Annotated in this window: 13 protein-coding genes, 1 tRNA gene and 1 riboswitch; of the genes, 6 read left to right on the top strand and 8 right to left on the bottom strand. The window is 61.8% G+C overall.

Annotated elements, in window-relative coordinates:
* Window positions 1-130: 130 nt before the first annotated feature.
* A complete protein-coding gene (mgrA, locus tag ATN84_RS14605) occupies window positions 131-1,180 on the bottom strand; it encodes an L-glyceraldehyde 3-phosphate reductase (RefSeq protein ID WP_068882349.1) in 1,050 nt (349 codons plus the stop codon).
* 77 nt (window positions 1,181-1,257) lie between these two features.
* Window positions 1,258-1,947 carry a D-lyxose/D-mannose family sugar isomerase gene (locus ATN84_RS14600; protein ID WP_068882348.1) on the bottom strand — a complete coding sequence of 230 codons (690 nt, stop codon included), beginning with the start codon at window positions 1,945-1,947 and terminating at the stop codon, window positions 1,258-1,260.
* A 175-nt stretch (window positions 1,948-2,122) separates the two neighbouring features.
* A riboswitch (cobalamin riboswitch) is annotated at window positions 2,123-2,323 on the top strand.
* A gap of 128 nt (window positions 2,324-2,451) precedes the next feature.
* On the opposite strand from ATN84_RS14600, the gene ATN84_RS14595 reads away from it, so the two are divergent.
* The 4 genes from ATN84_RS14595 to ATN84_RS14580 all read left to right on the top strand — a co-directional run bounded on the left by ATN84_RS14595 (window position 2,452) and on the right by ATN84_RS14580 (window position 7,125).
* Window positions 2,452-3,696 (top strand): aromatic ring-hydroxylating oxygenase subunit alpha, encoded by a 1,245-nt coding sequence (locus ATN84_RS14595; RefSeq protein WP_068882347.1) that lies wholly within the window; start codon window positions 2,452-2,454, stop codon window positions 3,694-3,696.
* Window positions 3,697-3,728: 32 nt separating this feature from the next.
* On the top strand, window positions 3,729-4,817 hold the full coding sequence (locus ATN84_RS14590; RefSeq protein WP_068882680.1) for an FAD-binding oxidoreductase: 1,089 nt from the start codon (window positions 3,729-3,731) through the stop codon (window positions 4,815-4,817).
* 171 nt (window positions 4,818-4,988) lie between these two features.
* Window positions 4,989-5,588, top strand: coding sequence for a bifunctional nicotinamidase/pyrazinamidase (gene pncA, locus ATN84_RS14585; RefSeq protein ID WP_068882346.1), 600 nt, complete (start codon window positions 4,989-4,991; stop codon window positions 5,586-5,588).
* Between the two features lie 139 nt (window positions 5,589-5,727).
* The gene (locus ATN84_RS14580) at window positions 5,728-7,125 is read left to right on the top strand and encodes an MATE family efflux transporter (protein WP_068882345.1); all 1,398 of its coding nucleotides are present in this window, start codon (window positions 5,728-5,730) and stop codon (window positions 7,123-7,125) included.
* A gap of 18 nt (window positions 7,126-7,143) precedes the next feature.
* On the opposite strand, the gene ATN84_RS14575 is transcribed toward ATN84_RS14580, so the two are convergent.
* The 4 genes from ATN84_RS14575 to ATN84_RS14560 form a co-directional block, all read right to left on the bottom strand.
* Entirely contained in the window at window positions 7,144-8,208 is a 1,065-nt protein-coding gene (locus ATN84_RS14575; RefSeq protein ID WP_068882679.1) for a DUF475 domain-containing protein, read from the bottom strand.
* Window positions 8,209-8,408: 200 nt separating this feature from the next.
* Window positions 8,409-8,645, bottom strand: a complete 237-nt coding sequence (locus tag ATN84_RS14570) for a hypothetical protein (protein ID WP_244491094.1) — start codon at window positions 8,643-8,645, stop codon at window positions 8,409-8,411.
* A 134-nt stretch (window positions 8,646-8,779) separates the two neighbouring features.
* Entirely contained in the window at window positions 8,780-9,595 is an 816-nt protein-coding gene (locus ATN84_RS14565) for a glycosyltransferase family 25 protein (RefSeq protein WP_068882344.1), read from the bottom strand.
* Window positions 9,596-9,752: 157 nt separating this feature from the next.
* A tRNA-Ile gene (locus ATN84_RS14560) sits at window positions 9,753-9,829 on the bottom strand.
* Between the two features lie 116 nt (window positions 9,830-9,945).
* On the opposite strand from ATN84_RS14560, the gene ATN84_RS14555 reads away from it, so the two are divergent.
* The gene (locus ATN84_RS14555; RefSeq protein WP_068882343.1) at window positions 9,946-10,698 is read left to right on the top strand and encodes an SIMPL domain-containing protein; all 753 of its coding nucleotides are present in this window, start codon (window positions 9,946-9,948) and stop codon (window positions 10,696-10,698) included.
* 67 nt (window positions 10,699-10,765) lie between these two features.
* On the opposite strand, the gene ATN84_RS14550 is transcribed toward ATN84_RS14555, so the two are convergent.
* Together ATN84_RS14550 and ATN84_RS14545 are read right to left on the bottom strand one after the other, a co-directional pair.
* The gene (locus ATN84_RS14550) at window positions 10,766-11,119 is read right to left on the bottom strand and encodes a hypothetical protein (protein WP_068882342.1); all 354 of its coding nucleotides are present in this window, start codon (window positions 11,117-11,119) and stop codon (window positions 10,766-10,768) included.
* Window positions 11,120-11,257: 138 nt separating this feature from the next.
* Complete coding sequence (locus ATN84_RS14545) at window positions 11,258-11,701, bottom strand: YcgN family cysteine cluster protein (RefSeq protein ID WP_068882341.1); 444 nt, start codon at window positions 11,699-11,701, stop codon at window positions 11,258-11,260.
* Window positions 11,702-11,904: 203 nt separating this feature from the next.
* On the opposite strand from ATN84_RS14545, the gene ATN84_RS14540 reads away from it, so the two are divergent.
* Window positions 11,905-13,953 (top strand): OmpA family protein, encoded by a 2,049-nt coding sequence (locus ATN84_RS14540; RefSeq protein WP_244491093.1) that lies wholly within the window; start codon window positions 11,905-11,907, stop codon window positions 13,951-13,953.
* Window positions 13,954-13,957: the final 4 nt, after the last annotated feature.

Here is a 13,957-nt window from a genome sequence, read left to right as displayed (position 1 = left end):
TGTCGCTCAACAGCCAATCTTCCGTCATTCCAGTGCTTGTCACTGGAATCCATTCCTCAACCTCTCCACCGCAATAACGGTTCAGAATGCCCCCTCGCCCGCCGGCGATCCGCGGCGGGCTAAAGCCTGTTCAATGCTTCCGCTCGGGTCCCGGCCGCTCGGCTGAAGCTGCCCAAAGGTTGACGTCGGCATCCTGGGCAAATTTGTCGATCTCGCGCAGTTCTGCCTCGGTGAAATCAGGTTTTTCCAGCGCCTTGACGCAATCGGCTATCTGTTCGGGGCGGCTGGCTCCGATCAGGGCGGAGGTGACGCGCCCGCCGCGCAGCACCCAGGCGAGCGCCATCTGCGCCAGCGTCTGCCCGCGCCTGGCCGCGATATCGTTGAGCCCGCGAATACGCGCGATCGTCGCCTCGTTGATGAACTCGGTCCTCAGCGACTTGCCCTGTGCCGCACGGCTCTCCTCAGGAATTCCCTTGAGATATTTCGATGTCAGCATGCCCTGCGCCAGCGGTGTGAACGCGATGGAGCCGATGCCGAGTTCCTCGAGCGTGTCGACCAGACCATCCTCCTCGATCCAGCGATTGATCATGGAGTAGCTAGGCTGGTGGATCACGCAAGGCGTGCCGAGTTCCTCCAGAATCGCCATGGCCTCGCGCGTGCGCTTCGAATTGTAGGAGGAAATGCCGACATAGAGCGCCCGGCCCGAGCGCACGATGTGGTCGAGCGCCTGCATGGTCTCCTCCAGCGGCGTCTCCGGATCGAAGCGGTGCGAATAGAAGATGTCGACATAATCCAGCCCAAGCCGCTTCAGGCTCTGGTCGCAGCTTGCGATCAGATATTTGCGGCTGCCCCATTCGCCATGAGGGCCTGGCCACATGCGGTAACCCGCCTTCGACGAGATGATCAGCTCATCGCGAAGCCTGTGGAAATCCTCGCGCAGGATGCGGCCGAAGGCGATCTCTGCCGAACCCGGAGGCGGACCGTAATTGTTGGCGAGGTCGAAATGATTGATGCCGAGATCGAAAGCCGTGCGGCAGAGCGTCTGCTTCGTCGCATGCGGCGTATCATCGCCGAAATTGTGCCACAGGCCCAGCGAGATCGCCGGCAGATGCAGGCCGCTGCGTCCGCAGCGATTGTATTTCATCGTGTCGTATCGATCGGCACGCGGTTCCCATCCCATTTCAATTCCTTTCGCGTTTCCTCAAGCACGAAGAAAGCCGGCCGCATATTCCGGCTTTCCAGACATTCGCCAACCGGTCAGGCGAGCCATTTGTCATAGTCGGACACCAGGAGATGAAGCGGCGCCACATCCTCCTCGACCGTCGAGAAGCGGCCGATCTTCTCGCGGAAGATATTGTCCGTCAGATCATCGTTGACGGTGGATACCTCGCCGATCAGCACGTCGCCACCCTCGCCCCAGAATGCATGCCAGTTGCCCGGCAGCAGCGTGACGCTCTCGCCCGGCTTCAACTTCAGGAGCCCGCCCGCCTTCAGCGTGACAAGACGACCGTCGCTGGCGACCGTCACGTCGCTCTCTTCGTCCACGCTGCCGTCTGGCAGCGAATTGAAAAGCTCGAGCGTCAGCGTTGCGCCGCCGCGATTGATGATGTCCTCCGCCTTCACGATATGGCGATGCATCGGCGAAAGCTGGTCCTTGCGCGAGATCATGATCTTCTCGGCATAGAGCATGCCGGTGCCCTTCTTCAGGTCCTCGGCATTACCGTTGCGCGTGGTGAAGAGGAACAGCCCGAGATCGGCGAACTTGCCCTGGCCGTAATCGGTGATGTCCCAGCCGAGTCGCGCATCGCGGATCGCCGACGCGTCGCTTGTCGTGCGCGTCTTCATCTCCTCCGGCGACCAGTAGGCGAAAGGCGGCATCACATAGCCGAAGGAGCGGATGAAGGCGTCGCTTTCACGAATGATTTCGTTGATTTCTGAGCGTTGCATGAAGTTTTTCCTCCCATGCGGGAACCATAACGCGGGATACGGTGTGGTAGCCGTCTTCCCACCCCGATGACAATCCTAAAAGTGTGACGAATGCCACATTCCCTTATTCGTGAACCGTGTCGTCTTTGCGTGAAGCCGATGTCGTTTCTGCATGAGCGCGACGAACCGCCCGCTGGTTAGATCATGGCGTTCAGGTGCTGCCATTCTAGGGATGGCGATAATTGGGAAATCGGTGGGAAACCGATGCTGCCCCCGCAACGGTAATGGAGTTGGAACGCGGCGATAAGACCACTGGGCGTTAAGCCTGGGAAGGTGCCGCAATCATCCGCAAGGATCGCTCCGAAGCCCGGAAACCAGCCTGAAGGACAAATTCGACTGATCGCGGCGGGCGGTCAAGCGGAGTCCCGTGCACGTCACGTCCTCGACCGGGGCCGTGCGCCGTCCCTGGCCTCTTCTCCCCCTCGCCCGGTTACCAGATCCAACATTGGCTGAGCGAGGCAAGGCATGGACGTTCGTAGTGAAATGCTGGGATATCTGAAGGGGCGCAATGCCAATTTCAGCCTGGAGCAGAAGTTCTACACCGATCCCGATTATTTCAAGCTGGATCTGGAGCACATCTTCTATCGCGAATGGCTTTTCGTCGGCCATGATTGCGAATTGCCGAAGACCGGCAGCTATCTGACGGTGCAGATCGGCGCCTATCCCGTGGTGGTGGTGCGCGACGCGCAAGGCGGCATCCGCGCCTTCCACAATTCCTGCCGTCACCGCGGCTCGCGCATCTGTTCGGCCGAAAGGGGAACAGCGGCGAAACTCGTCTGCCCCTATCACCAGTGGACCTATGAGCTCGACGGCCGACTGCTCTTCGCTCGCCAGGTCGGCCCGGATTTCAACCCGGCCCAATACGGCCTGAAGCCGGTCCATTGCGAGAGCGTCGCCGGTTATATCTTCATCTGTATCGCGGAAGAGGCGCCGGATTTCGCGGCAACGCGCGCCACGATCGAGCCCTATCTTGCACCGCATCGCCTTGGCGAAACCAAGGTGGCCTATGAGAGCACCATCATTGAGAAGGGCAACTGGAAGCTGGTCTGGGAAAACAATCGCGAATGCTATCATTGCGCGGCCAACCATCCCGAGCTCTGCCGCACCTATCCCGAGGCGCCGACGGCATCAGGCGTGCAGGGGTTGATGGACGACCCCGAGATCACCGCCCTGTGGCGAAAATGCGAGGCGGTCGGCCTGCCCTCCACCTTCAGGATGGCGCCAGACGGGCAGTACCGCATCACCCGCGTGCCGCTCCTGCGCGACGCCGAGAGCTACACGCTTTCGGGAAAACGCGCGGTGAAGAAGCCTCTGAGCCCCAGCATCACCGAAAGCCATATCGGCACGATGCTCCTGTTCCACTACCCCTCGAGCTGGAACCACGTCCTCGGCGACCACGCGATCTCCTTCCGCGTGCTGCCGATCAGCGCCGATGAAACCCAGGTCACCACCAAATGGCTGGTCAACAAGGATGCCGTCGAGGGCGTCGACTACGACCTCCACGAACTGACCCATGTCTGGATCGAGACCAACGACCAGGATCGCCGCATCGTCGAGGAGAATGCCGTCGGCATCAAATCGCCCGTCTATCAGCCAGGCCCCTATTCGGTCGAGCATGAGGGCGGCGTGATGCAGTTTGTCGAGTGGTACGCGAATTTCATCACGCCCCGCCTGGAGGGCGAAGCTGTACCGCTCAGCCGGGTCGCATAGGCTAAAATCAAGGAAGACTGGTCATGAGTGTCATGCCGCCTCACACCGTAAGGCACCTCGACGAGATGCTGCCCTGGAACGACAAGCTGCAGATGCTCGAATGCATCGCCGCCGTCGAGGAGGCGCCAGATGTCATGACCTTCTCCTTCCGCACACCCGACCAGAACTGGTTCCGCTACGCGCCCGGCCAGTTCGTCACGCTGGAACTGCCGGTCTCGCCCGAACCGGCGATGCGCACCTACACCCTCTCCTCCACGCCATCACGCCCCTATTCGCTGGCGGTGACGGTCAAGGCGCAGCAAGGCTCTGTCGGTACGCGCTGGATGCTCGACCATTTGCGGCCGGGCATGCGGATCAGGGCTTACGGCCCGGCCGGGGATTTTTCCCTGGCGAGCCACCCGGACGGGAAATACCTCTTCATCTCGGCCGGTTCCGGCATCACGCCTATGATGTCGATGACCCGCTGGCTGCACGACTGCGCGCCCGCGACCGATATCGCCTTCATCAATTGCGCCCGCCGTCCTGATGAGATCATCTTTCATGACGAGCTGCGATTGCTCGCCGCCCGCATGGCGGCGCTGAAGCTTTCCTTCATCGCCGAACAATCCTCTCCGCGCCATGCCTGGAGCGGCTTGCATGGCAGGATCGACCGAACGAGGCTGGAACTGCTTGCGCCCGATTTCAACGACCGCACCGTCTTCTGCTGCGGGCCGGAACCCTTCATGCGCGCCGTGCGCGAGGCGCTGCAGGCGATGGGCTTCGACATGGCGCGCTACCACCAGGAAAGCTTCCAGCCGGCGGCCGAAACCGTGGTAACGCCAACCTCGCCCGCAGGCGACGATCCCGGCGCAATGCCGCAGACGGCCACCGTGCGGTTCACCCGGTCCGGCGTCGAGGTGGAATGCGGCCTTGACGACACCATTCTCCTGGCCGCCCGCAGCGCGGGACTGAAGATCCCGAGCGCCTGCGAGTTCGGCGTCTGCGGCACCTGCAAGGTCTTATGCGGCGGCGGCGAAACCGTGATGAACCACAATGGCGGCATCCGCGACGACGAGATCGGTGAAGGCTATATCCTCGCCTGTTGCACCCGCCCGGTGGGTCCGGTAGAGATCGATATCTGAGCCGAACACCATTCTGTCAGTTGACGAAACGGCATTTCTGACGCACCTCTTTCCGGAAAAAATTACCGGCAAGTTCGCGGTTCCAACCGCGCTTGTTTAAAAAATGAGACGGTTTTCCGGTTTTCTTCTGGAAATCGGAACCGCTCCGGAAACGCGTCGCAGGAGGTTCGAATGGCGGAAGAAGCATTGATCATCATCGATGTGCAGAATGATTTCTGCCCCGGTGGCGCGCTGGCCGTCGATGGCGGCGACGAGATCGTGCCGGAGCTGAACCGCCGCATCCAGACGTCCGAACACGTCATCCTGACGCAGGACTGGCATCCGACCGGCCATTCCAGCTTCGCCTCCACGCATCCCGGCAAGAGCCCGTTCGAAACGGTGGACATGCCCTATGGCGAGCAGAAGCTTTGGCCCGACCACTGCATCCAGGGAAGCCGCGGCGCCGATTTCCACCCCGCGCTGGAGTGGACCAGGGCGGAACTGGTGGTGCGCAAGGGCTTCCGCCCGTCGATCGACAGCTATTCGGCCTTCTTCGAGAACGATCACACGACCCCGACCGGGCTCGGCGGGTACTTGCGCGAGCGCGGCATCCGGCATCTGACCATGGCAGGACTTGCCACTGATTTCTGCGTTGCCTATTCGGCGCTCGACGCGGTTGAGCAGGGTTTTTCGGTCAAGGTGCTTCTCGAGGCCTGCCGCGGCATCGATCTCGCCGGGTCGATGGCGGAGATGACCGGCCGAATGCGGGAAGCAGGCGTCGTTCTCGCCTGAAAACGCACTAGTTCTCTCACACCGCCGGCGTCTGACGGCTTTCCAGCTTTCGCGAAACAACCGCTGATTGCGGAAATACCGTCGCCGCAGGCATCATGATTTCTCCCGTTTTCACGGGATTTTTTCCGGTTTGTTTACAATGACCACCACCATCGAAGCGCGTTTGCGCGGCATCGACACTTTCTGGCAGGAGGCGCGCATTATGCTGGCGCTCGCCTGGCCGATGATCCTGACCAATCTCGCCCAGACGGCGATGACGGCGACCGACGTCATGATGATGGGCTGGATCGGCCCGGATGCGCTCGCCGCGGGCGCGCTGGGCTCCAACCTCTATTACACGCCGATGTTCTTCGGCATGGGGCTGATCCTTGCCACCTCGCCCATCCTCGCCAAGGAATTGGGGGCGAACCGCCATTCCGTGCGCGAGATCAGGCGCACGGTGCGCCAGGGCCTGTGGGTGGCTCTCATCACCGCCGTGCCGCTCTGGCTCATGCTGTGGAATGCCGAAACGATCCTGCTCATGATGGGACAGAAGCCGGAACTCGCGCATCAGGCCGGCCGCTACATGCACACGCTGCAATGGAGCCTGCTGCCCTTCTACGGCTATATCGTCCTGCGCTCCTTCATCTCGGCCCTCGAGCGGCCGGGCTGGGCCATGATCGTGGTCGCCTTCGCCGTGCCGTTCAACGCGCTCGCCAACTGGTGCCTGATGTTCGGCAACCTCGGCTTTCCGGCGCTCGGCGTCGTCGGTTCGGGACTGGCCACCACGCTTTCCAACAGCCTGATGTTTTTGGGCCTCGTGATCGTCGTGCTGAGGGAAAGGCAGTTCCGCCGCTACCGGCTTTTCGGCCGGTTCTGGCGTTCCGACTGGCCGCGCTTCCGCCAGATCCTGCGGCTCGGCCTGCCGATTGCGGCGATCGTCGTCTTCGAGGTGTCGATCTTCAACGGCGCGGCCCTGCTGATGGGGCTGATCGACGCCTCGTCGCTCGCCGCTCACGCCATCGCCATCCAGATCTGCTCGCTGACATTCATGGTGCCGCTCGGCTTCGGCCAGGCGGCGACAATCCGCGTCGGCCGTTTCCTCGGCGCCCGCGACAGGGAGGGCATCCGCCGCGCCGGCTGGACCGCCTATGCGCTCGGCGTCGGCTTCATGACGCTGACGGCCATTGTGATGGTATCCGTGCCGCGTCTTCTCATCAGCGCCTTCATCGATCTGGATGATCCGAAAAATGCGGAGGTCGTCGTCCACGCCGTCACCTTCCTGGTCTTTGCCGCGCTTTTCCAGATCGCCGACGGCGCCCAGGCCGTCGGCAGCGGAATGCTGCGCGGCCTCCACGACACCACCATGCCGATGATCTATGCAGCGATCGGCTATTGGGGCGTCGGCGTGCCGCTCGGCACCTATCTGGCCTTCGGGATGGGATTTGACGGCGCGGGCATATGGACTGGCCTGTTCCTCGGCCTGGCTGTTGTGGCCGCACTCCTCCTCTGGCGCTGGCTCACCCGCGCCCGATGGGCTCCGGCGGAGGTGGCCTGAAACCGGCGCGGGCGGGTCCTACCGCCCGTGCGCACCCTCGTTTTCCTGCCATCCGGGATTGGCCTTGTTGTAGCGCAGCGACGAGACGAACGAGAAGAGGATCAGCCCCGCGCCAATCAGCCCCGTGATGACCTCGGGGATGTGCATCAAGGTCTGCGCGTACATGATCACGGCAAGCACCAGGATGGCATAGAAGGCGCCATGCTCGAGATAGCGGTATTGGCCGAGCGTCTGCTTGTCGACCAGCATGATCGTCAGCGAGCGGACATAGAAGGCGCCGATGCCGAGGCCAATGGCGATGACGAAAAGATTGGTGGAAAGCGCGAAGGCGCCGATCACGCCGTCGAAGGAGAAGCTGGCGTCGAGCACTTCGAGATAGATGAACGCGCCGAGACCGCCCTTGCGCACGGTCTCCATCTGCTCCTGCGTGGCGTCGAGCACTTCGCCCAGCCCTTCCACGGCGAGGAAGGTCAGAAGCCCGTAGATCGCCGCGGTCATGAAGACATCCGACTCCGCCTCCGGTAATCGCGCCGAGAAAAGCAGGATGAGGATCAGGACGATGCCGATTTCCACGCCCTGTATGGAGGCGAATTTCGACAGGCGGCTTTCCAGCGCCCTGATCCAGTGCACATCCTTCTCGACATCGAAGAAATATTTCATCCCGACCATCATGAGGAATGTGCCGCCGAAGGCCGCGATCCCCGTATGCGCCTCGCCGATGAGGCGCGCATATTCCGCCGGCTGGAAGACGGCAAGGCGCAGCGCCGAGATCGGATCGATCCAGGCGGCGATGGCGACGACGGCGAGCGGAAAAATGACCCGCATACCGAAGACGGCGATGATGATGCCCCAGGTGAGGAAGCGCCGCTGCCATCGGGGTGTCATGTCGCGCAGGATGCGCGCATTGACGATGGCATTGTCGAAGGAGAGCGAGATTTCCAGAATGCCGAGCACCAGGCAGATGAAGAAGACCGAAATGGCCCCCTGGACAGTGCCCGTCGTCGCATAACCAAGCCAGCCCCCAAGCGCCAGCCCGACGATCGTGAAGAGAAAGGCCCAGATGAAATAGCGAAAGATGGCCATGGTAATCCGCTGAAAAGAAATGACGATCCGCATCTGGCCGCCCGGGGATGCCCTCGGCCGGGCCGGCGGCAGCGCAAGCCCTCCCTCACGAAGCCGTCATCGATCTATTTAGAGGGGAAGCAGCGGCCGAACAAGAGAAAGCGGAGGATTTCCCGCGCCGCATCACTTGCAGCGCGCGGCCGCCCCTGCACATGGGCGACCTATTCGATCAATGCGCCCGCCAGCATGAGGAGCGCGCCGGCGGCGGTGAAGACGATGCCCGGCCAGTTCGCGGCGAGTCCGAGGAACCGCAGCCCGCGCCGCGGCGGCTCCAGCGTGCGCCCTGCCCTGGGCCCGACATGCGGATCGCTCAGCCGCCCGCGATCGATGGCTGCCTTCGCCAGGAACAGGATGCCGACGATGAAGAGCATGGCGCCGAGCCATGTGGTCATGACCATTGCTGCCTCCCCTGATGGGATGAAGGGCGGATGGATGGATATGATCAGAACGAGGGGAAGGAGGAAAGGTTCCTGGGTGGCTTAAGGCGACCTCTGGCAGGTCTCACGAATGGCTACTGGTCGCCATCGGGCAATCATTCTTCCACATCTGCCCTTGCCATGGCCTCGGGCAGGGAAAATGGTATACGGCCCCATTGCTTCTGCGTGAAGTGATTGATCCACAATCCCCGCACAAGAATTCCGATTTTCTCAAAAGGCCGCACGAGTTCCCTTCTCAACTTCGACCAGCCTTTGCGCTTGGGGATTGCAAGCTCGATCGTGGTTTTCAATGCGTTAGCCAGGGAACTACGCGAAATAAACTGATCCTGGACACACAAGCTCGGCACGACCTGGTAGACCGCCATGGCCTGAAATTTCCCATGTTGAGGATTGAAAAGGACATGGTCTATCGATGTCGTGATCGGCGTCGTTTCTGCGAGCAGACGTTTGGCGCATGCTTTTGAAAGAATATATCCACTGGCCCCGAGGTGTATGGAATACAGTCGGCGGACCCCATGGCCGTCGATTTCGACATGCGATTTCTTCGCGATCAGGGTTTTGCGGTTAAAACTTTCAAGTTTTACGATATCTGCATCTCTAGGAATCCAGTCATCGTTACCCAGAAACTGCCTGGAAACGGGCGAGAAATGGATGTCGTCTTCGAAAATCGCGCCATAATCGCCATCGCCGTTCGCGATACGATCCCAGCATTCACGATGACTTAGGAAACAGGCGATGCTTCCCGCTGACATGGATTGATTGGCACAGACGGTCTTCAGCAATTCCGGAGTAAGTATGGCTCCATCGATTGCCGGCACCCGTTCAAAAGCGATTCCGAGCGACGAGAAGGCATATGTCATCAGCTTCAACCGATCCTGCGATCGGTCGAGATTAATCAAATAAGATTTCATGAAATATGCTCCTTATGCTGCCCCCCAAAAAGCAAACGCCTCCTAAAATTTTCAGTTGGATGAAAAACCGCGGTTCCAGCCCGAATAAGCTTCCGTCGCAGCGTCAATCTTCATGACAGCATTGCTAAGCCATTGACGTTGTGATGAAATTTCGAAATGGTGGGCCCGGAGGGACTCGAACCCCCAACCAAGCGGTTATGAGCCGCCGGCTCTAACCAATTGAGCTACAGGCCCCACGCAACACTGCCCTAGCCTAAACATCTCGCTTTCACAAGCCTCCTGCCCTATTACGCACATATTCGCTTGGCAGCGATGCATCGTTGGGACATTTTTGAATCGGAGCTTTCTTCATGACTAAGGCAACACAGGCATTTTTCGGCCCTGCCCTTTTCGCCGCAGCCCTTCTCGGCGCTGCGTCGCTTCCCGCCAACGCTCAGGAGAATGACATGTCCAAGCCCGTGCCGCGCATCGTCGTCACCGGCGAAGGCGAGACGACCGCCGCGCCCGACATGGCCGTGCTGACGCTCAGCGTCTTGCGCGAGGCCGAGACCGCCCGCGACGCCATGACCGCCAACAACGAGGCCATGGGCAAGGTCCTCGCCGCCATGAAGGAGGCCGGTATCGAGGAGCGCGATCTCCAGACTTCCGGCGTCAACATCCAGCCGCGCTATGTCTATCCCGACGACAAGAACGGCCTGAAAGAGCCGAAGATCACCGGCTATACCGTCACCAACACGCTCACCGTGCGGGTGCGCGATCTCGACAAGGTCGGCGCCGTGCTCGACCAGTCGGTGTCGCTCGGCGTCAACCAGGGCGGGAACCTGAGTTTCGTCAACGACAATCCCGCCGCCGCCATCAACGAGGCGCGCAAGCGTGCCATGGCCGACGCCATCGCCAAGGCCAAGACGCTGACGGACGCAGCCGGCGTCGGCCTCGGCCGCGTCGTCGAGATCAGTGAGCAGTCCTTCCGCCCGCAACCCGTTCCCTTCGCCCGCAACAAGATGATGATGGCCGAGGCGCAGGCCGCCGATGCGGTGCCGGTCGCGGCCGGCGAGAACACCTATAATGTGACGGTCAACGTCACCTTCGAGCTGAAGCAGTAACAACCAGTAATCGGCCGAAATGAAAAGGGCGCCGCGAGGCGCCCTTTTTGCTTCTCTGGTTTTGCCTTTAGCGGAGAACCGGGCATCCCCGAGCGCGGGCGAAGAGCACGCTGCGCGGACGGCCATGCCGCCAGCCATTGACGCGCACCACATCACGGCGCACGACGACGCGCGGATTGCGGATGCCCATGCGGGCGGCCTTGCGCGCAGCCTGGTTCGGCGTGCAGGCGCGGCGGACGACCGGGCGATGATGGCGATGGCCGTAGCGGTGATCGACCTGCACCACATGGCCCTGGACGCCGGAGGTGACGGAAACGGCGGGCGCAAGCGGCGCGGCATTGGCCGATGCCCCGGCCGAGAACACGGCGGCAAGGCCGATCACGGCAGGCAGAACAATACGCTTCAAGGAAATGCGGGACATGGAATTACCTCCAATATTCAGTGGCGGCTGGCCATCCGTTTGCCAGCTCTGGTGTGTTGCTAACACGCAAAAGCTGAATAAACGGCCAACCCGCCATTCATCTGCTATTCATTCGGCGCGGAATTAAGGCGAGCGCTATCAGCCGGTTCCGGTCATGTGTTCGAGATAATCGTCATCGCATTCCATGTCGTGGTCGAAGGCCGTAACCTTGCCGCGCACCGAGATGCCGGCCTCATGCACCGTGTTGGGATCGCCTGACACCAGCGGGTGCCACCAATAGAGGTCCTGCCCCTCCGCCACGAGCCGGTAGGCGCAGGTCTTGGGTAGCCAGTCGGCCTCCTCGACGATCTCCGGCGTCAGGAACACGCAGTCCGGCACCTTTTTCCTGCGGTTGGGATAATCCGAGCATTGGCACGTATCCGCATCGAGCAGCGTGCAGGCGACGCTCGTCCAGTAGATTTCGTCCGTATCCTCGTCCTGCAATTTGTGCAGGCAGCACCGGCCGCAACCGTCGCAAAGGCTTTCCCATTCCCTGCGGTTGAGTTCTTCCAGCGTCTTCGTCTGCCAAAATGGTCGCTTCATCCGGGCGGGATACAGCGGCGGGGCCCGTTCGTCCAGTCACGATGCCATGCGGATGAACGGATGTTTCAGCGATTGGAGAGATTTGAACGGCCGGCACGGCAACGCCGCATCCCTGTCCGAAACGGAACAAAGTGCGGTCCCATTCGTTTGTCAGGCCTTGGCTCAACGAAAACAAGAACCGAAAAAGTCCAAGGAAAAACCCGATGAAACGTTCTGCCCTATTGCTCGCCTCGACCGCCATGCTGCTCGCCGGTCCCGCCGGCGCGGGAACGAATGCGTCGCTTCATCACCCGCAGTCCTACGATACGGGAAGCAATATCCTCCTGGCCCAGCAGGAAGGCGAATTGCCTGCCGCGGACGATCCGCAGGCGGAAGAACTGTTCAGACAACAGGGAAAGGAAGCCGAGGCGGCAAAGCGCGCCGCGCAGGAGGAGGCCGAACAGCAGTTGAAGGAGCAGCGCGCGGCGGAAAAGGACGCCAAGCGAGAAGCCGATAGGGCGGCGCAAGAAGCCGCCGAAACCCAGAAGCAAGTCGAGGAAGAGGCTCGGCGCCAAGCCGACCGTGAAGCCGCAAAACAGGTCGAGGAGGCCGAAAAGCGGGCGCAGGACGAAAAGGCCAAGCGCATCACCGAAGAAGAGCAGAGGAAGACGGAGTCTCAGCTTGAGAAGCGGGCGGAAAGAGCGAAGAAGGAAACGGACGCCGAAATCAGGGCAACCGAAAGAACCCAGGAGAAGGCGACCGAGCAGGCGAAGCGGCAGACCAGGGCTGCTCAGCGAGAGGCCGAGAAGGAAGCGGAGAAAGCCGCCGAACAGGCGAAGCGGCAGGCCGACAAGGCATTGAGACAGGAGCAGGAGGAACAACTCGCGCCGGCACCAGTTCCCGAACGCGCGCCCGCACAGAAGGCCCCGGAAGAGGCAACGCCTGAGCAACCAGCTCAGGAGGAACAGCCCCTGAACCGCAGGCAGGCCGCGCCTGACGAACCCGCCGCGCCCGAAAAGGCTACACCCATGGACGAGCAGGCCGCGCCTCCTCAGCCCTCCGATCAGGCGGAGCAGCCGGTCCCCAAATCCGACGATGGCATAACAGCTGAACAGCCACCAGCCCCGCCCCCTGCAACGGAGAAAGCCGCGCCGCAGCCCGAAAACGCCGCGCCCGCGCTGGACAGTGCCAAGGAGGCGGCGCCCGCCTCTCCGGAAGACGGTCAGCCCCTGCGGCGCCCGCAACCCCAGCCGGAAGGCGCACAGGAAGCCGCGCCCGCAGATCAGGCCGAGCAGCCTGCACCGCCGCCGGCGAATGATGCCGAGGCGCAGCGATTGGAAAACCCCATCCGCGTCGAATCGGTTCGCGCAGAGGAAGGCACGCGCGTCGAGCGCGCTCCGCGCTGGGAGCGGCCGAGGGATGTGCAGGTCCTGCAGCAGTCCGATGATCGCACGCTGGTCGAGATCAACAACAACATCTATGTCGAGAGCCCCGACCGGCCCCGCCTGTCGCGCGATGCGCGCGAGGTTTATTACGAGGACCTGCCGCGCCAGCGCGTCCGCGAAACCATCGTGCGGCCGAACGGTGTCCAGATCGTTACCATCCGCAACCGCTATGGCGATGTCATCCAGCGTTCGCGCATCATGCCGGACGGCAACGAAATATTGCTGAGCTACACGCCCGATGACCACCACGAGGAACGGATCGCCTGGCGCGATCCGGGAGAAGACCTGCCGCCGCTGCGGCTGGCCATTCCCGAGGAGGAGTACATATTCGACGATCCGGATGCGCCCGAGGACGAGGTCTATGCATTCCTCTCACAGCCGCCCGTCGAACGGGTGGAGCGGACCTATTCGATTGACGAGGTCAAGCGTTCGGCACGCCTCCGCGACAAGCTCCGCCGCATTGATCTCGATACAATCACCTTCGGCTTCGGCTCGGCCGAAATCGCCGAGGATCAGATCGCCCGTATGGAAAACGTCGCCAACGCCATGCTGGAGATCCTCAAGAAGAACCCGGCCGAAACCTTCCTCATCGAGGGCCACACCGATGCCGTCGGCTCAGACCGGGCCAATCTGGTGCTTTCCGACCGGCGCGCCGAGGCGGTTGCCGAAGCGCTCACCAATGTCTTCGAGATACCGCCGGAGAACATGTCCACCCAGGGCTATGGCGAGCGTTATCTGAAGATCAACACGCAAGGCCCCGAGCAGGAGAACCGCCGCGTCGCCATCCGCCGCATCACGCCGCTGGTCGCCCCAGTGGCGAGCAGGTGACGCC

It is taken from the genome of Paramesorhizobium deserti (genome assembly GCF_001558695.1).
In the GTDB taxonomy this organism is placed as follows: domain Bacteria; phylum Pseudomonadota; class Alphaproteobacteria; order Rhizobiales; family Rhizobiaceae; genus Paramesorhizobium; species Paramesorhizobium deserti.
This window is presented reverse-complemented; position numbering and strand designations above follow the sequence as displayed.